The organism is Micromonospora psammae, from assembly GCF_036902725.1.
Taxonomy (GTDB): domain Bacteria; phylum Actinomycetota; class Actinomycetes; order Mycobacteriales; family Micromonosporaceae; genus Micromonospora.
The window spans coordinates 413,483-433,608 of the sequence record NZ_JBAKHM010000002.1 but is presented as its reverse complement, the minus strand read 5'-3'; the positions used below and the strand labels follow the sequence as shown (position 1 = coordinate 433,608).

The following is a 20,126-nucleotide window of genomic DNA, read 5'->3' as shown; positions in this document are numbered from 1 at the left end:
GTCAGGTTGCCGTTAGCGTCGTAGGTCAGTCCGCTCATGCCGAACCGCTCCCCCGCGCTGCAGTCGGCCACGGCGAGGCGGCCCAGCGGGTCGTAGCCGTAGCGGACGGTGACGTCGGGCACGAAGCCGTCCTGGCGTACGCCGGTGAAGCGGGTGCCGACGCGGGCGGCGCGGCCGTCGTGGTAGCCGGCGTCGTCGTATCCGCCGCTGGTGTAGTCGGCGGTCTCGGTCAGGTAGCGGTCCTCGACGCGGGTCAGCCATCCGGGTGGGACGTAGCGGTAGGCGCGGGTCAGCTCCGCCGGCGTCCCGGGGGCGAACACCTCGGTGGCCAGGGCACCACCGGGGGTGTACGTGAACCGGGCCAGTTCGGTGTCCTGCCCGGCGTGCTCGCCGGTGACCGAGACCAGGTTGTTGAAGCCGTCGGTGGCGAGTCGGGCGGTGAACGCGTTCGCCCCGAGCTGGGCGTCGTACGTGATGGCGGTGACCGCACCCGTGACGTCGTGCTCGAACGCGACGGTGTGCGGAGCGTCGTCGTCGTAGGAGGCGACGTGGATCGTGCGGGTGGTGACCAGGCCCCGCCGGTCGTAGGTGTAGGTGCTGCGGGTGCGTGCCGCGTCGCCGGTGGCGGGGCCGGAGCAGGCCTGCCACAGCCGGCCGTACAGCAGCGGGTCGGTGCCGTCGCCGTCGTAGCGGTAGCGGGCCAGCCAGGTGCCGGGGGCGGGCAACCAGATGGGGTCATCGGCATGTCGTTGCAGCTCGTCGCGATTCCATGCCGCGACGCAGGTGCCCTGCTCCACGAGCCGGCTCAGGCTGTCGTACCGCTGATAGCTGAGGTAGCCCTCGCTGGCGGCCTGCGGGCCCTGACTGAACCGCAGCCGGCCGAGGGTGTCGTAGACGTGGTTGACGGTGCCGTCGAGGTCGGGCCCGGTGACCGACACGGGGTTGCCGACGAAGTCGTACTCGAATCGTTCGACGAAGCGGTCCCGGTCGGGCACCGGGTGTCGGTGACGTTGGGTTGGTCTCGGCGCACCAGGTTGCCGTAGGGGTCGTAGTGGTTGCGGACGAGCGCGAAGGTTCCCGGGTCGCCGGTCAGGTCGCCCTGGGCGGCGGCGACGGTCCGACCCAACCGGTCGCGCCACAGCCGCATCACCCGGCCGTCGGGGTCGGTGCCGACCTCGAGCGGGTACTGCCCGGCGGGCAGCTTTGGCAGGAGCGGCTGCTGGGTGTTCAGGCGGTATTCGGTACGGGCGGTGTGCCGTTGTGCGACGGGGGTCGATTCGACGATGGCGAACGCCCGTCCGGGCCGTCCGGATTCGACGGTTCGGCCCAGTGGCGAGGGTTCGAAGCGGGTGCGGGAGAACGGGTAGCCGCCGTCGTCGGGGTAGGCGCGGGTCAGCTCGCAGTCGCCCATCGCCCCGGTTTCGGGGTCCAGGTCGGTCATCAGGCCGGGTCGGTAGCCGATCGGCTCACCGTCGAGTTCGACGGTCTTGGTGGTGATCGCCGCCCGGCCAGCGGCGTCGTAGCCGGTTGCCGACATCCGCACGCGGGTGTCGTCGACGCGGTGCAGTTGCCGGGGGCGGCCGGCGTTGTCGGTGAAGCAGATCCCGACCACCGGGGTGGTCCCGAACGCGATCCAGCGCAGCGCCAGCGGGCCGTCGGTGGCGAAGGCCACCGGCCCGGCGAAGCCGTCCGGGCTGACCCGCTGGAGCAGCAGCTCACCGTCGACGTACCAGAGCATGCGGTGGGGCCAGACGATGAGCATCAGGTCGGTGCCGGGTCCCGCCGCCACCGAGGCCGCCGTCTCACCGTCGGGCTGGTGCAGCGTCCAGCAGCCGTCGGCCCAGCGGACGCACCAGTCGCCGAGGGTGAGCCGCACCGGTCGCCGCACGGCCGGGTCGGCGGCCAGGGCGAGACGCAGCAGGTAGCTGCCCTCGGGCGTCCCGGTGCGGGTGAGGGTCCCGGTGCCGTCCTGCGCGTAGCGCAGCAGGCCCGGTTCCTGCTGCCAGCCGGCGTCGGCGCGCCACTGCGCGCGCCACTGGTCGCCCTGCCGGAAGTCGGTGAAGGTGCCGGGACCGCGCAGCGACGCCACCAGGGTGGCGTTCGGCCGCGCGGGGTCGAAGGTGTCCCGTCCGCAGCGCCAGACGTACTCGGCGGTGGCCGACAACGGCCAGTCCTCGACGCCGACGTCCAGGACGGGTCGACCCAGCAGGTCGTAGCCGATACGGCGGGTGTCGCTGAGCAGGTCCACCGTGGCGCGCAGTTCCTGCCCGTCCGGGGAGTACACCGAGGCCTGCAGGCCGGCGGCGACCGGGGCGAACGCGAGGTCGTCGACGAGGAGGTACCGCTGGTCCTGGCGGCTGGTGAGGGTGAAGGTCACCGACGCGATGGCGCCCAGGACGAGCGCCTGCGGGTCGATCAGCTGGTGCAGCCAGCGCCACCGGCCGTCGGTGGCGGGGACGGACAGCACGATCTCGGCCGTGCGGCCCTGCTGGTCGCGGACGGTCGTCCGCAACGCGGTGAGATCCGGGTCGTCGACGAACCCGGGCTGGGTGCAGACCCAGCACGACAGTTGATAGGGCCGGTCGCCGCGGGCCGGGGTGAACTCGTTGGTGATGCCGATGGCGCAGTCGGGGTCACCGGGGACGGCCAGCCGTCGTGACCCGGAGTGCGCCGGCCCCTCGGTGATGTACCCGGTCGGGTCGAGGCCGGCGGGGGTGAGCGTCCAGCCGCCGTCGTCCTCGTACTCCTCGAAGCCGTACCAGCAGACCTCGCCGTGGCGGGGGTCGGCGTTGGCCGTGGTGGCGACCGCGAAGCGGCGCCCGCGGTCGTAGATGGCGGCGGCGACGTGCCCGCTGGCGTCCAGCGCCGCCAACGGTTGGGCCCGCTCGGTGACGTCGAGGACCTGGCGGGCGCAGAGCCAGCCCGGTCCGGGTTCGGTCGCCGAGCCCCAGGACGGGAAGGTCGGATCATCGACGCCGAGCCACTGGTAGCCTCGCGCGGCTGCCCAGGGGCCCCACTCGTTGCGGTAGGTGGTTACCTCGCTGGCGGTGACCACGTCCGCCGTGACGTCGGTGGTGGTGACCTGGCCGGTCGGAACGAGGCAGTTGAGCTCGCGCAGACCCGGGTAGGTCTGCCAGGCGTAGGAGGTGTCGCGGCGCAGCCGCCGCCGTACCCCCTGGTCGTCGACGTTGTCGCTGGTCTCGCGGCACGGCTGCCCGTGTTCGTTGTACTCGTGTTCGGTGGCGTCGACCAGCCACCCGTACACGGTGAGCCGGGTCCCGTCGGCGACCACCTGGTAGTTCGTGCCGTTGGCGTCGGTGAGCCGCCAGCGCCGCTCGGGCTGTTCCTCGTGCACCGTCACCGGGTCGGTCAGCGGTATCCCGTGTGCGGTGAAGTGCGTGCGTAACGCGGCCCGCACACCGTGCCGGCGGGTTTCGGCGCGGTCGGTGTCGGCGGTGAAGAGCTCCCCCGCGGTCGCCTGGGTCTGCCGGCGCACTCTGGTGTAGGCGCCGACGACGCGGCGGTCGCTGTCCTGACCGGAGTAGGTGTAGGGATAGCTGACGCTCTCGCTGACCTGGCGGCCGTCGGCGTCGAAGGCGCGGGTGCGGAACAGTTGCCCGTTGAGTTTGCTGAAGTACGCCCGAGCGTTGCTGTACTGGTCGGATACCGGGTAGAGCACACCGGGGACGCTGGGGCTGAGCCCGTTGAAGAAGACTCGTTCGACGCAGCCCTGGCCGCCATCGCCGGGCGTGGCCCGAACGGTCACGTACTGGGTGACCAGTCCGTACGGGTCGTAGGTCGCGGTGGCGAGGTCGTAGTCCAGCGTCGTGTGCGGGGCCTGGTAGCCGGTGTCGCTGCCGACGCGGACCACCGGGTGGGCCACCAGCCGGGTGGCGGTCCGGCCGCCGACGACGCGGTACAGGGCGAGGCCGGTGGCGTGGTCGAAGTCGGGGCCGCGGTAGGTGACCACGGTCTCCGGGCCGGTGAGGATCTGTCCGGGCTGCGGGTCGGGGACCACCACCCGTTCGCCGGGCAGCGCGACCGACTCCCCCACCGCGGCGTCGACGAGCGTGACCAGGTGAGCGGAGCCGCTGCGGTCCTGGTAGGTCAGGTAGCCCGGCGCGGCGTTGGTCAGGGTCGCCAAATCCGCGTCGGCCGGCAGGGTGTACACGGTGCTCCAGGCGCCCTCGGGTGTGCGCCAGAGCAGGTCGCGGCCGACCGTGCGGTAGCCCTCGGCGAGGGTGGGCAGCCCGGGGGTGGTGCCGTTGGTCCGGGTGGGCGTGCGCCACGTGTTGCGGTAGGGGTCGTACTCGTAGAGCTCGGCCGTCCACTGGCCGCTGTCCTGGACGGTGATGGCGTAGGCGGTGTCGGCGGCGTAGTGGTAGGTGTAGCGCGGGCCGGCGGTGGGGCGGGTCGCGGTGACCTGCTGCCAGCGGGCGCCGTCGAAGCGGAACAGGTGCCCGCCGTTGGCGGCGGTCGACCCGTTCACCGCCGCGTACCCGACCGGGTTGCGGGCGTCCAGCGGTTGGCTCCCGTCGGCCTTCAGTACCTGCCCGAAGCGGTACGCCGTGGACCAGGTGATCAACCGGCTGGCGTACCGGACAGTCGCGGCGGTGTCGTCGAGGGCGGTCACGAAGCCGAGCACGGCGAAGGACGCGCCGATGGCGAGCAGTCGCTCGGTCGAGCGGGCCGTCCAGTCGATGTCGACGGTCTCGCTGACGGTGTCGCCGTGTCGCCAGTGCCGCTCCGCGTCGCAGTGATAGACGGCGGTGCTCAGCGTTCGGCTCTGCTCGGCGTAGGTGGCGGCGACACAGACGCCTGCGCCGCCGGCCAGCGCCACGCGGTCCACTCCGCTCAACCCGAAGCCCTGCTCGACCCAGCGCCGCTCGACCGGATCCCAGGTGACGATCTTCAGCTGCCCGGCCTCGGCGTCCGCGACGGCGACGAAACCGCCGCCGACACTGACCGCCGGCCCGGTCATCGGCTCATCGAGCGTGACCGGGTACGTGTCGCGTTCCCACTCGCCGAAGCGGAACGGCTCCGCGCGGACCAGGTGGACCCGGTACTGACTACTGCGCGCGTCCTGGTACCAGACGGCGAAGAACCCGTCGGTGGTGAGCACCCGCAGGGTTGCGGGCGTCGCCGCCCACTGCCGGGTGTCCTGCTGCGCGGACCAGCTGCCGTTCCAGGAGTACGCGCCGGTGGTGATCTGACCGGTGGCGCTGTTGTCCCACGTGAGGACCGTGTAGCTGGGGCCGTGCCAGACCCGTGGCGTCCCCCCGGCGGCCGGTCGTTGGATCGCGACCCGCAGCGCGGTGTTGGGCAGCTCGGCGGCGCGGTAGTCGTATCCCGCCTGCCCGCCCTGCGGCGTGCGCGCGCCGGACATCGCGCCCGGGTTCGTGCTGTCGGCGCCGTGGTAGTCGAACTCCAGCTCCGGCAGGGCCCCGCCGCTGTGCAGTTCCTGCCCGACGGCGATGAGATAACGCTTGAGGTAGCGGCTGTCGTCGGCGTGCCGGGAGTGGTTGCGCAGCGCGTAGCGCAGCCGTGTAGTCAGCACGGTGCCGCCGGCGCTGTCGCACACGACGATCTGGTCGAGGTAGTGGTCCTCCAACTGGAACTGGTAGGCGTTCTGGCCGCCGTGCGGCGGCACGTGCGGGGACGGGGTCTCGCACGGCTCCTTGGGCAGGTAACGGAAGTCGACGCGCTGCCCGAACACATCGACGATCCGGCGGAGCCGGCATGAGCGGGTGCAGCGCGCCTGCGGGCTCGCCCCGATCGGCACGTCGTCGATGTCGTACTCGAACGACACGGTGTCGCCGGCCAGCGAGCGGATCCGCAGGAGGTTCCACGCCAGCGGAAAACTCACCCCGCCCGGGAGCGTGGACGGGCCGATCCAGTTGCCCCACCGCACGCCGCGCTGCACCGCTCCCAGCCCGTACGTCCAGGTGCTGCCGTCCTCCCGGACGATGGTCCAGTACTCGGATTCCGGACAGGTGGGGTCGGGGTGGTACGTGATCTGCCAGAACGGCTGGTCGACAAGTTGGAAACGTTGCGCCGGCCCGTCGACGCCCACCAGCACGAGTTGTCGCGGAGCACCGCCGGTGACCAGGTAGAACACGTCGTCAACCGTCGTGCCGCTGGTCTGGGACTCGACGACGACGCGTTCGTACGGCAGGGACCAGCCCAGGCCGAGCACGCCGGTGGGTGAGGTGAGGTTGGACCGCTGCACCCCATGGTGCACTCCGCTGCCGTAAAAGGCGGTGACGGTGACGTCCAAGCCGCCGCGGCCGGTCAGCGAGACCAGGTCGAGGGGCAGGTTCACCTCCCCGCGGAACATGTTCACCAGGTCGGCGACGTCACCACCGACGAGCAGCTGCGACGTCCGTACCCCTGGCGCGGCCGCTGCTTGCGCCATGCCCATCGCGGCCACCCCCGTCCGCATCGCCCGACAGCCGGCTGCGCTCGTGTCGCCCGAACCCGGCGCCGCGTATCCGACAATAAGGCTGTTGCATCGCGTGGGGGGATGAACAGGACAAATGGCGAGGTGGCCGGGGGTGTCGCTTCCCCTGGCGTCGGAGCGGGCGCGGGCGACCTCCACCTCGGCGAGGCGCGTGATCGTCCGGGTCAGCCGTACATAGATATACTTGCATATATCTTTACCCTCGGGTATGAAGGCGGAAAGCACGTCCAGGTGCTGGTTCCTGGGGAGGAGCGACAATGAAACGACCCCTGCGCCGCCTGCGAACGGCGGCGGTCACGCTCGGCGCCTGCACACTTGGGCTGAGCCTGCTGTCGGCACCCGCCGCCGAGGCGTACTCAGGTCAACCTGTCGCACCACACTCCGCACGGGCACCCGAGTCGGATCAGTTCTCGGCGGAGGGCATCCCCACAGTAGGCGAGCTCCGCACCGTCAAAGGCTCGCTGTCCTACGCCCGGGACGGCCGGACGCAGATCATCCGGCATCCCGGTGCCGCATACGTCAAGGTGCACTTCAGCTCACTGCGGCTGGCCCAGGGCGACTACGTCACCGTGTCGAGCCCTGACGGCGAGGAGAGCTACCGGTACGACCGCCACCTGAACCGGGCGACCGGCTCCGACTACACCACCGACGGGCGGCCGGGCTTCTGGGCCATGTCGGTGGAGGGTGACACCGCCGTGGTGACGCTGCACAGCAACCGCGCCTCCCGTCGCAACGCCGCCACCATCGACCGATTCTGGCGCGGCTACGACCGCATGGAGATCACCCAGCACAACCTCTCCACGCAGTCCGTCTGCAGCACCGACGCTCGCCGCGACGTGGTCTGCTACCAGAACAGCCACCCCAACGAGTACGCCCGCGGCACGGCGGTCGCGCGGCTGCTGATCAGTGGCGGTGGGCTCTGCACCACCTGGCGGGTCGGCAACTCGAACCGCATGCTGACGAACAAGCACTGCATGTCGACGCAGTCCACCGTCAGCGGTAGCGAGATGCAGTTCAACTACCAGTGCGCCACCTGCGGCGGCGCGAACCCCGGTCCCGGCACCAAGGTGAGCGGCGCGACCCTCTACAAGGTGAGCACCGGCGGCTCGGGCGAACTCGACTACACCCTGTACTCAGTGAACAACTTCACCAGCATCCAAGGGTTCGGCACGCTGTACCTGGCAACGACCGCCACCACCACCGGCACGCGGATCTACATCCCGGGGCACGGCGACGGCAGCCCCAAGCGGCTGTCGATCTACGAAAACACCCAGGGTGGCGCGACGTGCACCGTGCGAAACGCGAGCTACAACACCTGGAACATCAGCTACAGCTGTGACACCTCTGGCGGCAACTCAGGCTCGCCGGTACTCGACGCCAACCACCGGGTTGTCGCCCTGCACCACCTCGGCGGCTGCCCGTCGAACCAGGGCGCGAAGGCACACCTGATCTACAACGAGATCGCCAGCCTGATCGACAACGGCTGACGAGCACGACGAGGGGCCGCCGGAGCGCGCCTCGCGCTCCGGCGGCGTCCTCGCCCGCCTCCGTGGCCCGCCGGCACTCAGCGCTGAGTTGTGGACGACGCGAAGAGCCGCCTGCCTCCACACCTCGACGCGCACGGCGCCCGGCAGCAGCCGGGCGCCGTGGCGTCAGTGCCGGGTCAGGGCAGGTCGATCGGGCGCAGGACCCGGTCGACCGCGTGAGCGATCTGCCGGTTGCCCTTGTTGATGTCGTACGCCACGACCCGCGGGTTGCGGTCGTCGGTGTCGACGTCGATGAGCCGCACCTGCTTGTGGAACCAGAAGCTGCGCACGTCCACCTCGACCGTCGGGCCGAGCGCGGTGGTGAGCTTCGCGCCGTCGGCCTTCAGGGCCGCGCGACGGTCGATCGTGGCGCCCGGCACCACGTGGTAGAGCAGCACGTTCTCCACGGTGTCGATGCCCAGCCCGGCGACGGCGGTGAAGGCCGCCTTCTCACCCGGCAGCCGGTGCGCGCCGGTGAGGTCGCGGACCAGCTCCCGGAAGGCCGCGTCGGTGGGGACGAAGGCGGTCAGCGCGACGCTGCCGTCGGCGAGCACCTTCACCGGGGAGTTCGGCTTGGCCTCCAGCACGGCCAGCACGGCCGCGGTGAGCACGTCGAAGTCCCGGGAGTTGTGGTCGAAACCCCCGGTGTCCTTGGTGAGGACCGCGGCCAGGCTCCTCGTACCCAGCTCCTTGCCCTTGGCCTGGGCGGCCGGTACCGCCACGGCGGCGGTGGCCAGCACGGTGGCCATGGCGCCCACCGCCAGGCGGGCGGCGAGTCGAGTGATCTTCATCGGCGAACCCTTCGTCGGTGCGTCCAGATCCGTGACTGTCGTCACGACCATTGCTTCGCACCGACCCCGCCCGGCGGATGCACCGTTCTCAGCCCAGTTCGGCGACCACCTTCGCGGTGAGTTCGCGGACCACGTCGACCAGCAGGTCCACGTCGGCCTCGGTGGTGCGCCAGTTGACGATCGCCGGCCGCAGCGCGATCCGTCCGGCGTGGACGGTGGTGCCGACGTAGACCCGGCCGTCGGCGAGCAGCGCCGCGCCGAGCCGCCGGTTGACCTCGTCGAGCGCCTCCTCGGCCAGACCGGCGGGGCGGGCCCGGAAACAGACCACGCAGAGCGGCACCTCGGCCAGCCGCTCCAGCTCGGGCGCCTCGTCCACCTGGCGGGCCAGGCGCTGGGCCAGGTCCAGGTGACGCTCCACCATGCTCCGGTACCCCTGCCGGCCGTACGCCGCCAGGGTGGCCCAGATCGGCAGCGACCGGGCCCGGCGGGACGACTCCGGACCGAGCAGGGCGTAGTCCGCGCCCTCCCCCGGCGTCGGCAGGGCGCTGCCCTGCCCGGGCAGGTACGCCGCCCCGGGCATGCCGAACGCCGCCGGTAGACGCGCCGGGTCCCGCAGGAAGGCGAAGCCGCTCTCGTACGGCACGTTGAGCCACTTGTGTCCGTCCCCGGCGATCGAGTCGGCGCGCTCCATGCCGGCGACCAGCCCGGCGGTCCGCGGCGACAGCGCGGCGAAGATCCCGAACGCGCCGTCGACGTGCAGCCAGGCGCCGTGCCGCTCGGCGATGTCGGCCAGCTCCGCCACCGGGTCGAAGTCCCCGGTGTCCACCTCACCGGCGATGGCGATCACCACGGCGGGGGCGGCGAGTTCGCCGAGGCGCCGGTCCAGGGCCGCCAGGTCGACCCGGCCGGCCGCGTCGCGGGAGTGCACCTCGACGGCGTCGCGGCCGTGCCCGAGCAGCTGCAACGCCTTGCGGTCGCTGGGGTGCAGGTAGCCGCCGGAGAGCACGGGCATGCGGGGCAGCCCGGCCAGCCCGTCGGCGGCGACGTCCACGCCGTGCCGTTCGCCCCACCAGTGGGTGGCGGCGGCCAGGCCGGTGACGTTGGCGAAGGTGGCGCTGGCGACCAGTGCGCCACCGAAGGTCGTGGGCAGCCCGAACAGCTCCCGCAGCCAGGTCAGCGCGATGGTCTCCACCTCGCTGGCCAGCCGTGAGGAGGCGCGGAACGCGGCATTCTGGTCGAGCAGCGCGGCCGTCCAGTCGGCCGCGAGGGCGGCCGGGGTGACCCCGCCGATGACGAAGTGGAAGAAGCGGGGACCGGCCGATCCGGTGGCGGCGGCCGCGCCGACGCGCAGCAGCCGGTCCAGCGCGGCCGCCGCGCCGTCGCCGTGCTCGGGCAGCGGCCCGCCGCCGGCCGGCTCCCACAGCTGGACCAGCAGGGCCAGGCTGGCGGGATCGAGCACCGGGCGGTCCGCCAGCGACGACAGGTACGGCCCGGCCGCCTCGTACACCTGGCGCAACGCGTCGTCCCCGCCGGTGTCCCGCAGCGGATCGGTCATCGGGTCCTCCTCGGGCGGGCGGCCGGACGCCGGCGGCGCACGGCATCCCACCCTGGCATCCCGGGGCGCCGCCGCGCGGCGGCCAATTCCGTCGTCGTGGACCTCCCACGGCCGGCCGGTCAGGGGCGGACGTGAGGGCCGTCATAACGGCTGGACGATCCGGCCGGGGTTGCTGCTAGCCTTCTGTCCAGGTCATGAGCGCCAGCGTCAAGCCCCGGCTCGCTGGCCGGCAACCCTCCTCCACGGTGGGGTGCTCCGGGTGAGGACCAGGCACCGGTAGTCGTCGGTGCAAGCGTGGCCTGGTTCCCAGGTCATTTCCGACCGAGGGAGAACCATGTCTGCTCATCGTCTCGCTCCGCCCGTCGCCGGCGCCCCCGACGCGTCTTCGGTGCGACCGACCGGCGTCGCGCTGGTCCGGCGGCGGCACGTCGACCTGATGCGGGTCTGCAGCGACGGCTGTCGCCGCCCCGCCGCGCAGTAGCCGAACCTCTCTTCCCCGTACCACTTCAGCGGTGCGCCCCCTGCGTGGGCGCGCCGTCTCCCGGCGTGCCTGCGCGCCCGCCGCCGATCAACCCGGAGACACCTGTGCGATTCCTTCCTGCCCTGTCCAAGGTGGCCGCGCTGGGCGCCGCCGCCGTGCTGGCCGCCACCGCGCTGACCGCCTGCGCCGACGACTCCGCCCCGGCCGCCGCCAACCCGTACGGCCTGCTCCAGCCGGGTGTGCTGCGCGCCGGCACGCTCACCGACGCGCCGCCGAACGTGTACCTGAAGGAGGGCAAGTTCACCGGCTTCGACAACGACCTGCTCACCGCCGCCGCCGCGAAGGTCGGCCTGAAGGTGGAGTTCGTCGGCACCGACTTCTCCGCGCTGCTCTCCCAGGTCAACAACCGCAAGTTCGACGTGGGCAGCTCGTCGATCACCATCACCGAGGCCCGGAAGAAGACCGTGGACTTCGGCAACGGCTACGACTTCGGCTACTTCGGCCTCGACGTGCCCGCCGGCTCCCCGATCAGCGGCTTCGACCAGCTCGCCGGCAAGCGGGTCGTGGTCGTGCAGGGCACGGTGCAGGACGACTACGCCACCGGCAAGGGTCTGGACCCGGTGCGGGTGCCCGACTACAACGCCGCGATCAACCAGCTCAAGGCCGGCACCGCCGACGCGTGGATCGCCCCGGCCGAGATCGGCGAGAAGTCGGCCGCCGACAGCAACGGCAAGATCGAGGTGGCGGCCAAGGAGCTCAGCCCCGCCCCGACCGCGTACGCGTTCGCCAAGGGCAACGACAAGCTGCGCGAGGCGCTGAACAAGGGCCTCGACGAGGTCATCGCCGACGGCACCTGGACGAAGCTCCAGGCACGGTACTACCCGGGCCGGCCGATCCCGGCGGACTTCACCCCGGGCAGCGGCACGGTGGTCGCGCCGTCGGCGTCGGCCGCCTCCTGACCGGTACGGATGACCAGCGAGCGGGGTGGACGGTGATGGCCTGATGGACACGTGGAGCACGCTGTGGGAGACCTTCTTCGACGGCGACTCGATGCGCGAGGCGCTGCCCGAGATGCTGACCGTCGGGTTGCCCAACACGTTGATCCTGGCGGTCACCGCCGCCCTGCTCGGCTCGGTGTTCGGCATGCTGCTGGCCATCGCCGGCATCTCTCGTAGCCGCTGGTTGCGCTGGCCGGCGCGGGTCTACACGGACATCTTCCGCGGCCTGCCGGCCGCGGCGACCATCCTGCTGATCGGCGTCGGCCTGGCGCCGCTGGGCATGGAGGTCTGGGGGCCCAACCCGTACCCGCTGGGCATCCTGGCGCTGTCGCTGATCGCCGCCGCCTACATCGGTGAGATCTTCCGGGCCGGTATCCAGAGCGTGGAGGCCGCCCAGCTGGAGGGGGCCCGGGCGCTCGGCTTCTCCTGGGGAGAGGCGATGCGCCTGGTGATCGTCCCGCAGGGCGTACGCCGGGTGCTGCCCGCCTGGGTCAACCAGCTGATCGCCCTGATCAAGGACTCCAGCCTGGTCTACTTCCTCGGTCTGCTGGCCAGCCAGCGGGAACTGTTCCGGATCGGGCAGGACTACGCGGCGAACACCGGCAACCAGTCCGCGCTGCTGCTGGCCGGCCTGTTCTACCTGGCGCTGACGGTGCCGCTCACCCACGCCGTGAACTGGATCGACCGACGCCTGCGGCAGGGCCGCGCCGCGGCCGTGCCCCCCGAGGACGACGGCGGGCCGGTCCTGGCCGGCGAGACCGCCCTGCCACCGAAGCACCCGACCCGGGAGGACCCGCGATGACGGCCACCGCCACCACCACCTCGGTCAGCCTCGGCGTCCGCGACGTGCACCTGGCCTTCGGCGCGCACAAGGTGCTGCGCGGCGCCGACCTGGACGTCGCCCGGGGCGGCACCGCCTGCGTGATCGGCCCGTCCGGCTCCGGCAAGTCCACCCTGCTGCGCACCATCAACCGGCTGATCGAGCCGGACTCGGGCGACGTGCTGCTGGACGGCCGCAGCGTGCTGCGCGACGACCCCGACGCGCTGCGCCAGCGGGTGGGCATGGTGTTCCAGCAGTTCAACCTCTTCCCGCACATGAGCGTGCTGCGCAACATCACCCTGGCGTTGCGCAAGATCAAGAAGCTCTCCGAGGACGAGGCCGTCCAGGTCGCCCGGGCGCAACTCGAGCTGGTCGGGCTGACCGCGAAGGCCGACGCCCGGCCGGCGCAGCTCTCCGGCGGGCAGCAGCAGCGGGTGGCGATCGCCCGCGCGCTGGCGCTGCAACCGCAGGTGATGCTCTTCGACGAGGCCACCTCCGCGCTGGACCCGGAGTTGGTCAAGGGCGTGCTCGGGGTGATGGCGGACCTGGCGGCGGGCGGGATGACCATGGTGGTGGTGACCCACGAGATGGGTTTCGCCCGCTCCGTCGCCGACACCGTCGCCTTCATGGACCACGGCGTGGTGCTCGAGGCCGGCGAACCCGCCGCGGTCTTCGAGGCGCCGGAGCACCCGCGGCTGCGCCGCTTCCTGTCGCAGGTGCTCTGAGCCCGGGTCGACCGCCGGCCCTCAGGCGTTCCGGACCTCGTCGGGCTGGCCGGCGAGGTCCCGGGCGGCCTCGGCCCAGGCGTCGTCATCCCCGATGCGGCGCTGCTGCTCGGCCTGGTCCTCGATCCACCGGGCATGCGCTTCCCAGGCGGACTGCTTGCTGGTGCCCAGCGCCGCGCCGATCTGCGACCAGGAGGCGCCGGTGGCTCGCGCCGTGCGCACCGCCAACTGCCGGCCGTACCCGGCCTTGCGCGCGATCACCTCGCTGAGGGCGAGCAGCTCCAGCGCCTCGGGCGCGCTCAGCGATACCGCGTCCGGCTCGTCTGCGTCGGACCCGTCCCGACCGGCCGGCGCGAGGGCGTCCCGCACGCGCAGCTCCTCGTAGCGGGCGGCGGCGGTCAGGAGGGTGAACTGACGTTCGATGCTGTCGGGTGTGTGCATGACCCGAGCATGCCGTCAAGTCGCCCTGACGTCAAGTCGCCCTGACGACTGCGTCGGGGAGCGTCACAGGTGATCACTACAGTCGCCGGCATGTCCTGGACGCACCCCCTGCCGGCCGACCTTCCCGCGGGCCGGCTGATCACGCCCACCGCCGGTGACCGCGCCCGCTACTGGCTGAGCACCGCGCCGGCCCGAGCCGGGCAGTGGGCCCGACGGCGGGCCGATCATCGCCAGACCGGGCTGTGGCCCCTGCTCACCGTCCCAGACACCGGTCTCGCGGACCCGTCGTCCCTGTTCATGGACGACCACCCGGGAATTTCGTCGCCGGACGACCACGACGCGGCGACGGTGCTCAGCCGGTGGTGGCACCAGCTCCTGCCCGAGGAGGACGAGGACGACTCGTCCCACCGCCGCTTCCTCGACCCGGTGGGCACGACCTGGCCGGGCACCGCCCCGCCGCAGGTGCATCACGACCCGGCCGACGAGATCGCCGACTGGTTCGCCGAGCAGCTGCGGGACGACGAGACCCGGCTCGCCCTCGTACCCGCACCCACCGGCGCGGACACGCTGACCGCCCTCGCCTGGACCGGGCCGGTCAACCACGACAACGACACCGCCCGGTTCACCGCCGTGCTGCGCGACTGGCAGTCCCGGTTCGGCGCCCGGGTCGTCGCGCTCGGCCCCGCCACCCTGTACGTCAGCGTCGCCGCTCCCCCGATCACCACCGAGGACACGCTGCTGGTGGCCGCCGAACACCTCGCGTTCTGCCCCGACAATGTCTGGCAGGGCAACCATTCGACGCTCGGCGAGTACGCGGAGGCCCTGTTGGGCACCCGGGGCTGGGCGTTCTGGTGGGACTGAACGCCGACCGGATGACCAGATGCCCACGCCGGGCCCGCAAACGCCACGACGCCGCCCCCGGGCGAACGGGGACGGCGTCGGAGACCCGGGACCAGCCCGGTCAGGTCATGTCGTCGTAGCGCCGGTCGATCGGGGCGGGCGCGGCCACCGGCGCCGGGGCACCGACCGGCCCGGAGAACTCGACCGCCGGGGTCGCCACGACCGGTTCGTCGTCGAGTTGCAGCGGTGACACCTCGTCGTCGGCGACGCCGGCGTAGACCTCCTTGCCCCGGCCCCGCCGCTTGTCGTTGAGGAACGCCACCCCGACCGCGACGAAGTAGAGCAGGGACAGGGAGAGGGCCAGCAGCGTCATGCCGAACGGGCCCGGGTCCGGGGTCGCGACGGCGGCGAAGGCGAAGCAGATGAAGATCACCGCGCGCCACCAGCTGAGCAGGCGCTTCGCGCTGGCCACCCCGGTGAAGTTGAGCATCAGCAGGATCAGCGGGAACTCGAACGCCACCCCGAACAGCAGGATCATGTTGGTGACGAACGAGATGTACCGGGTGACCTCGAGCTGGGTGGAGGTGCCTGTGACACCGGCCTCCAACAGGAAGGCCAGGCCCTTGTCCACCACGAGGTAGGCCAGCACCGCGCCGCCGGCGAACAACGGCGCCGCGATGGAGACGAAGACGTAGGCCCACTTGCGCTCGTGCCGGTGCAGGCCCGGCGCGATGAACGCCCAGAGCTGGTACAGCCAAACCGGCGCGCCGATGATCAGACCGATCCAGAGCGCCAGCTTCAACTTGAGGATGAAGCCGTCCGCCGGCGAGAGCAGCAGGAACTGCTGACACTTGCCGAGGGCGTCGGTGGCGCCCGGCAGCCGGCAGTACGGCTCCTTCAGCAGGTTGAACGCCGGCTGGGCGAGCCAGAACCCCCCGATCAGCCCGCCGACGATCGCCAGCGAGGCGCGGAAGAGACGGGTACGCAGCTCACGGACATGCTCCATGAGCGTCATGGACCCGTCGGCGGCCCGTTCGAACTCGCTCGGACCGCGCTTGCGAAGCGCGAAGGCCACGGTGCTCGGGCCCCTTCAGGTCAGTTGTCGCGGACGCGCTGCACCGGGTCGACCGGCGGGGCGACCGGCTGCTGCGGAGCCTGCTGCGGGGCGTACTGCTGCTGCGGCTGGGCGTAGGGCTGCTGCTGCGGCGGCTGCTGACCGGCGTACGGCGGCAGCGGCTGGTAGCCGGCCTGCGCGTCGGCCTTCTCGGCCAGGTCGCGGTCGTCGTCCTGCAGGCTCTTGGTCTCCGCCTTGATGATCCGCAGCGAACGGCCCAGCGAGCGGGCCGCGTCGGGGAGCCGCTTCGCGCCGAAGAGCAGGATCAGCACGACCACGAGTACGGCGATGTGCCACGGCTTGAGGGCACCCATGGGAAGCTCCAGTCGCTCTGTGTCGAGGGGTGGGTCGCAGCCCATCGTACGTCCGTCGAGGGCCATTGCCACCCGCCGGGCCACGCTGGTGGGTCCCGGCCGGTGAAGTCTTGACCACCCTCGCGTGTCCCGTCAACCACCTACGGGCGTTCATCGGTGCGCGAAAGGGGCACCGATCGCGCAACCGGCGAGCGGTCTACCGACCGAGGTCGATCAGCTGTCCTGCTTGGCCTTGATCAGTTCCACCCGTTGGGTGGTGGTCTCGACCTGCCGCTGGAGCGTCTCCGCCCGCTCGGAGAGCGCCTCGGCCGCCTCGCGCAGCGCCTCCGCGTCGGCCTGACGCCGCTGGAGCGCCAGCGCCGCCCGACGCAGCCGGGGCAGCCGCGCCAGCACCGGCCGGACCGCCAGGGCCAGCACGACGAGCGCGAACAGCACCACCGCGAGAACGATCCACTTCACCACGGCGGTCAGCCTACTGGGTGACCGCCGCCACCGCCGGGTCGGCCGACGGCGCCGCGCCGGGCACCGGCGTCGCGTACGCCTCCAACGCGGCGGCGGCCTGGGCGCGTACCTGATCGGCCAGCTCGGCCGGCGCGACCACGGTGACGTCCGGTCCGAGCCCCAGCACGAAGCGGCGGGCCCAGCCGAGGTCGGTCACCCGCAGCGAGACCAGCCAGTGGTCCCCGTCGACCTCGATCCGCTCGCACGGGTAGTACTCGGTGATCCACCGCTCGCCCCGGCCGATCCGCAGGGTGATCAGCGGCAGATCGGACGAGGGCCGGAACACCCCGGCGGTGAGGTCGTGCGGGCGCGCCTGCGGCGGCACGACGGCCGGCTCGTCCAGTTCGACGACCGCGTCGATCCGGTCGGCCCGGAACAGCCGGACCGCCTCGACCCGGCGGCACCAGGCCTCCACGTACGCCCGGCCGTCGACCATCAGCATCCGCAGCGGGTCGATGGTCCGCTCGGTGCTCTCGTCCCGGGCGGCGGTGTAATAGGTTATCCGCAGCGCCCGGCGCCGCTCCACGGCCGCGCGCAACTCCCGCACCCGGCGCGTCTCGCCGGGCAGCCGGACCTCCACCGGCGCGCCGACCAGGTCACCGGCCGCGTTCTCGATCTTCGCCAGGGCCCGCTCGACGGCCTCCCGGTTGGCGACCCCGGGGGTCTCGGCGAGCATCCGCAGCGCCACCACCAGGGCGAGCGCCTCGTCCGGGGTGAGCCGCAGCGGACGGTCGATGCCGGCGTCGTAGGTGATCGTCACCCGGTCGCCGTCGAACGCCATGTCGATCAGGTCACCCGGGCCGTACCCGGGCAGCCCGCACACCCAGAGCAGCTCCAGGTCCTCCCGGAGCTGCCGTTCGGTGACGCCGAGGTCACCGGCCGCCTCGGCGATCTCGATGCCGGGACGGGCCAGCAGGTAGGGCACCAGGTTCAGCAGCCGGGCGAGCCGGTCGGCGGAGGTGCGGGAGCCGCCCCGCGCGGCCGGCCGGGTCACCGGGCACCCCCGGTCACGGCCAGGTCGTCGTGCCGGGCGGCGATCTCCTTGAGCCGTTGGATCACCGCGTCGCGTACCTCCGGCGGGTCGAGCACCCGCACGTCCGGGCCGTATCCGACGAGCTGGCCGGCGAGGTGGTCCGGATCGGCGTAGGGCAGGACCAGCCGGTCGCCGTCGGGGCCGGGCAGGGTCCGCACGGCCCAGCGGCGCAGGCCGGCGGCGCGGCCGGGCGCGGCCAGCACGGTGGCCCGGCCGGTCCGCTCGACCGGCCCGGACCAGCGGGCCACGTGGCTGATCAGGTCGACGCCCTCCGGCGGGGCGTACCCACCCGGCTCGCCGGTCACCCGGACCGTGCCGACCACGCGGGACAGCCGGAAGCAGCGGGCGGCCTCGCGGTCCAGGTCGTGCCCGACCACGTACCACCGGCCGCGCCAGCAGACCACACCCCACGGCTGGAGGCGGCGGCGGCTCGGCGCGTCCCGGTCGGGCACCCGGTAGTCGAAACCGACCTCGCGGCGGTCCCGCGCGGCGGCGGTCAGCGGCGCGAACGCCGGGTCGACGGTGACCATCGGCTCCAACCCGAGGGTGGCCTGCGGGTCCACGTCGACACCCGCGGCGCGCAGCTTGGCCAGCCCGGAGGAGGCGGCCGCGGCCAGGCCGGCGTGCCGCCAGAGCCGCGCGGCGATGCCCACCGCGGCGGCCTCGTCCGGTTCGAGAGGGATGTCCGGCAGCGCGTACTCGCGGTGGGCGATCCGGTAGCCGGGCTCGGCGTCGAAGACGCTGGCCGTACCGGTCTCCAGGGGCACGCCCAGCTCACGCAGCTCGGCCTTGTCCCGCTCGAACTTGCGCTGGAACGCCTCGTGCTCCTTGGCGTCGTCCGGATCGTGCTCGTAACCGGGCACGGTCGCGGCGATCTGCGCGGCGGTGAGGAACCGTCGCGTGGACAGCAGGCAGATCACCAGGTTGACCAGGCGTTCGGTACGGCTCCGCGACACAGGTGAACGCTAGCAGCCCACCCGGCGCGCCCGTGCACCCGCGCGGCGCGGCGGGCCGGCTTCGTCACCGGGCACCGACCGGGCCCCTCCGCCGCGATCCTCCGCCGGCCGGCGCACCGCCGACCGGCCCGCCGACCGCCGGTCCCCCGCCACCGGCGGCGACCCACGCGCCGGCCGCCCGACCCGCGCGCGGCGGTCGGCCCGCCCGCCGCTAGCGTGCCCGGCATGGTGCGATGGCGGTCGGGAACGGTCACGGCGGTACGGCGGCGGTGGGCCGGCGCGGTGGAGCTGGACGTCGAACTCTCCGACGGCGGCACGATGCGCGCGCTGGCGTACCCGGACCTGGTCGGCGACCCGGTGCCCGGGGACCGGGTGCTGCTCAACGCCGGCGCGCTGCTGATGGGCCTCGGCACCGGCGGCTACGCCCTGGTGGTGGCGCTGCCCGACCGGCTGCCGGCGGACCCGCCGCAGGCCGGCGACACCCGCGACGCCGGGCACCTGGTCAAGGCCCGGTACACCCCGCTGCAACCGATCATGCTCGGGGTGGACGAGGAGGCGTCCCCGCATCACGACCTGCTCGCCCGGGCGGAGAGCCTGGACGGCCTGCCCGTGGTCACCGCCGACCTGCACTCGGCGCTGCCCGCGATCCTCGCCGGCATCCACGCCGACGCGCCGGACGCCCGGGTGGCGTACCTGCTCACCGACGGTGGCGCCCTGCCGGCCTGGTTCTCGCGCACCCTCGACGGGCTGCGCGAGCGCCTCGTGGGGACCGTCAGCGTCGGGCAGGCGTTCGGCGGTGACCTGGAGGCCACCACCCTGCACACCGGCCTGCTCGCCGCCCGACACGTGCTGCGCGCCGACGTCGCGATCGTCGCCCAGGGCCCCGGCAACCTGGGCACCGGCACCCGCTGGGGCTTCTCCGGGGTCGCCGTCGGCGAGGCGGTCAACGCGGTCGCCACCCTCGCCGGCCGGCCGGTGGGCTCGCTGCGGATCTCCGACGCCGACCCCCGCCCCCGGCACCGCGGCGTGTCCCACCACAGCCTCACCTCGTACGGCAGGGTCGCCCTCGCCCCGGCGGAGCTGGTGGTGCCCGACGGCCTCGACCCGGCGCTGGCCGCCGCGGTGGACGCCGCCCTGTCCCCGCTGGCCCGGCGGCACACCATCGTCCGGGTGGCCACCGACGGACTGGACGCGGCGCTGCGGGCCCTGCCGGTGACGCTCTCCACCATGGGCCGGGGCCTGGACGCCGACCACGCCTACTTCCTGGCGGCGGCCGCCGCCGGCCGGCACGCGGCCCGCCTGGCCGGCTGAGCGCCCCAGGGCAGTGCCGTCTCGGCGGCGCGGGCTCAGCCGACCAGGAAGATCAGCGCCAACCAGCCGGCGACGATGGCCACCAACGCGACCACGAGCACCCAGGTCGGCACGGTGTACTCGCCGCGCCGGTTGCGCTCGACCTCGGCGCGGATCTTCTCCCGGCGGCGCTCGACCCAGTTCAGCTTCTCGGTGCCGCGGTCGCGGTCAGAGGGTGACGTGTTCATCGCGACGCAGCGTACCGGTGGGTCGGCGGCCGG

General features: G+C 72.8%; 17 protein-coding genes and 1 riboswitch. Of the genes, 7 read left to right on the top strand and 10 right to left on the bottom strand.

Features of this window, described 5'->3' with window-relative positions:
* Positions 1-805 precede the first annotated feature (805 nt).
* On the bottom strand, positions 806-6,421 hold the full coding sequence (locus V6U79_RS05370) for a DUF6443 domain-containing protein (RefSeq protein ID WP_334613692.1): 5,616 nt from the start codon (positions 6,419-6,421) through the stop codon (positions 806-808).
* A gap of 296 nt (positions 6,422-6,717) precedes the next feature.
* Here V6U79_RS05370 and V6U79_RS05365 point away from each other — a divergent pair, with 296 nt between their 5' ends.
* Positions 6,718-7,947, top strand: coding sequence for a trypsin-like serine peptidase (locus tag V6U79_RS05365; RefSeq protein ID WP_334613690.1), 1,230 nt, complete (start codon positions 6,718-6,720; stop codon positions 7,945-7,947).
* A 176-nt stretch (positions 7,948-8,123) separates the two neighbouring features.
* Here V6U79_RS05365 and V6U79_RS05360 read toward each other — a convergent pair whose 3' ends face one another.
* Together V6U79_RS05360 and V6U79_RS05355 are read right to left on the bottom strand one after the other, a co-directional pair.
* Positions 8,124-8,777, bottom strand: a complete 654-nt coding sequence (locus V6U79_RS05360; RefSeq protein ID WP_334613687.1) for a fasciclin domain-containing protein — start codon at positions 8,775-8,777, stop codon at positions 8,124-8,126.
* 88 nt (positions 8,778-8,865) lie between these two features.
* A complete protein-coding gene (locus tag V6U79_RS05355; RefSeq protein ID WP_334613686.1) occupies positions 8,866-10,332 on the bottom strand; it encodes a pyridoxal phosphate-dependent decarboxylase family protein in 1,467 nt (488 codons plus the stop codon).
* A 190-nt stretch (positions 10,333-10,522) separates the two neighbouring features.
* Positions 10,523-10,633, top strand: a riboswitch (SAM riboswitch).
* A gap of 33 nt (positions 10,634-10,666) precedes the next feature.
* Here V6U79_RS05355 and V6U79_RS05350 point away from each other — a divergent pair.
* From V6U79_RS05350 to V6U79_RS05335, 4 genes are all read left to right on the top strand, one after another.
* The gene (locus tag V6U79_RS05350) at positions 10,667-10,813 is read left to right on the top strand and encodes a hypothetical protein (RefSeq protein WP_334613685.1); all 147 of its coding nucleotides are present in this window, start codon (positions 10,667-10,669) and stop codon (positions 10,811-10,813) included.
* A gap of 104 nt (positions 10,814-10,917) precedes the next feature.
* Positions 10,918-11,772 (top strand): ABC transporter substrate-binding protein, encoded by an 855-nt coding sequence (locus tag V6U79_RS05345; RefSeq protein ID WP_334613683.1) that lies wholly within the window; start codon positions 10,918-10,920, stop codon positions 11,770-11,772.
* 43 nt (positions 11,773-11,815) lie between these two features.
* Positions 11,816-12,613 carry an amino acid ABC transporter permease gene (locus tag V6U79_RS05340; protein WP_334613681.1) on the top strand — a complete coding sequence of 266 codons (798 nt, stop codon included), beginning with the start codon at positions 11,816-11,818 and terminating at the stop codon, positions 12,611-12,613.
* Positions 12,610-13,356 (top strand): amino acid ABC transporter ATP-binding protein, encoded by a 747-nt coding sequence (locus tag V6U79_RS05335; protein ID WP_334613679.1) that lies wholly within the window; start codon positions 12,610-12,612, stop codon positions 13,354-13,356. Before V6U79_RS05340 ends, V6U79_RS05335 begins: the two co-directional genes overlap by 4 nt.
* Before the next feature lie 21 nt (positions 13,357-13,377).
* On the opposite strand, the gene V6U79_RS05330 is transcribed toward V6U79_RS05335, so the two are convergent.
* The gene (locus tag V6U79_RS05330) at positions 13,378-13,797 is read right to left on the bottom strand and encodes a hypothetical protein (RefSeq protein ID WP_334613678.1); all 420 of its coding nucleotides are present in this window, start codon (positions 13,795-13,797) and stop codon (positions 13,378-13,380) included.
* Positions 13,798-13,887: 90 nt separating this feature from the next.
* Between V6U79_RS05330 and V6U79_RS05325 the strand changes: the two genes are divergently transcribed.
* The gene (locus tag V6U79_RS05325) at positions 13,888-14,658 is read left to right on the top strand and encodes a DUF4253 domain-containing protein (protein WP_334613676.1); all 771 of its coding nucleotides are present in this window, start codon (positions 13,888-13,890) and stop codon (positions 14,656-14,658) included.
* 100 nt (positions 14,659-14,758) lie between these two features.
* Here the strand turns inward: V6U79_RS05325 and tatC are convergent, their stop codons facing one another.
* From tatC to V6U79_RS05300, 5 genes are all read right to left on the bottom strand, one after another.
* On the bottom strand, positions 14,759-15,712 hold the full coding sequence (gene tatC / locus V6U79_RS05320; RefSeq protein ID WP_334613674.1) for a twin-arginine translocase subunit TatC: 954 nt from the start codon (positions 15,710-15,712) through the stop codon (positions 14,759-14,761).
* A 20-nt stretch (positions 15,713-15,732) separates the two neighbouring features.
* A complete protein-coding gene (tatA, locus tag V6U79_RS05315) occupies positions 15,733-16,065 on the bottom strand; it encodes a Sec-independent protein translocase subunit TatA (RefSeq protein WP_334613672.1) in 333 nt (110 codons plus the stop codon).
* 213 nt (positions 16,066-16,278) lie between these two features.
* Complete coding sequence (locus V6U79_RS05310; protein ID WP_334613670.1) at positions 16,279-16,527, bottom strand: hypothetical protein; 249 nt, start codon at positions 16,525-16,527, stop codon at positions 16,279-16,281.
* 10 nt (positions 16,528-16,537) lie between these two features.
* Positions 16,538-17,560 (bottom strand): helix-turn-helix transcriptional regulator, encoded by a 1,023-nt coding sequence (locus V6U79_RS05305; RefSeq protein ID WP_334521706.1) that lies wholly within the window; start codon positions 17,558-17,560, stop codon positions 16,538-16,540.
* A complete protein-coding gene (locus V6U79_RS05300; RefSeq protein ID WP_334613668.1) occupies positions 17,557-18,555 on the bottom strand; it encodes a helix-turn-helix transcriptional regulator in 999 nt (332 codons plus the stop codon). The genes V6U79_RS05305 and V6U79_RS05300 overlap by 4 nt, the downstream gene beginning before the upstream one ends.
* A gap of 225 nt (positions 18,556-18,780) precedes the next feature.
* On the opposite strand from V6U79_RS05300, the gene V6U79_RS05295 reads away from it, so the two are divergent.
* On the top strand, positions 18,781-19,866 hold the full coding sequence (locus V6U79_RS05295; protein WP_334532365.1) for a DUF3866 family protein: 1,086 nt from the start codon (positions 18,781-18,783) through the stop codon (positions 19,864-19,866).
* Between the two features lie 35 nt (positions 19,867-19,901).
* Here V6U79_RS05295 and V6U79_RS05290 read toward each other — a convergent pair whose 3' ends face one another.
* A complete protein-coding gene (locus V6U79_RS05290) occupies positions 19,902-20,093 on the bottom strand; it encodes a hypothetical protein (RefSeq protein ID WP_334532367.1) in 192 nt (63 codons plus the stop codon).
* Between the last annotated feature and the right edge of the window lie 33 nt (positions 20,094-20,126).

What these genes read in the sequence shown, in the direction of transcription:
- V6U79_RS05370 (WP_334613692.1), bottom strand. Translation starts at nt 6,421, where the DNA reads ATGGGCATGGCGCAAGCAGCGGCCGCGCCAGGGGTACGGACGTCGCAG.
- V6U79_RS05365 (WP_334613690.1), top strand. Translation starts at nt 6,718, where the DNA reads ATGAAACGACCCCTGCGCCGCCTGCGAACGGCGGCGGTCACGCTCGGC.
- V6U79_RS05360 (WP_334613687.1), bottom strand. Translation starts at nt 8,777, where the DNA reads ATGAAGATCACTCGACTCGCCGCCCGCCTGGCGGTGGGCGCCATGGCC.
- V6U79_RS05355 (WP_334613686.1), bottom strand. Translation starts at nt 10,332, where the DNA reads ATGACCGATCCGCTGCGGGACACCGGCGGGGACGACGCGTTGCGCCAG.
- V6U79_RS05350 (WP_334613685.1), top strand. Translation starts at nt 10,667, where the DNA reads ATGTCTGCTCATCGTCTCGCTCCGCCCGTCGCCGGCGCCCCCGACGCG.
- V6U79_RS05340 (WP_334613681.1), top strand. Translation starts at nt 11,816, where the DNA reads ATGGACACGTGGAGCACGCTGTGGGAGACCTTCTTCGACGGCGACTCG.
- V6U79_RS05335 (WP_334613679.1), top strand. Translation starts at nt 12,610, where the DNA reads ATGACGGCCACCGCCACCACCACCTCGGTCAGCCTCGGCGTCCGCGAC.
- V6U79_RS05330 (WP_334613678.1), bottom strand. Translation starts at nt 13,797, where the DNA reads ATGCACACACCCGACAGCATCGAACGTCAGTTCACCCTCCTGACCGCC.
- V6U79_RS05325 (WP_334613676.1), top strand. Translation starts at nt 13,888, where the DNA reads ATGTCCTGGACGCACCCCCTGCCGGCCGACCTTCCCGCGGGCCGGCTG.
- tatA (WP_334613672.1), bottom strand. Translation starts at nt 16,065, where the DNA reads ATGGGTGCCCTCAAGCCGTGGCACATCGCCGTACTCGTGGTCGTGCTG.
- V6U79_RS05295 (WP_334532365.1), top strand. Translation starts at nt 18,781, where the DNA reads ATGGTGCGATGGCGGTCGGGAACGGTCACGGCGGTACGGCGGCGGTGG.
- V6U79_RS05290 (WP_334532367.1), bottom strand. Translation starts at nt 20,093, where the DNA reads ATGAACACGTCACCCTCTGACCGCGACCGCGGCACCGAGAAGCTGAAC.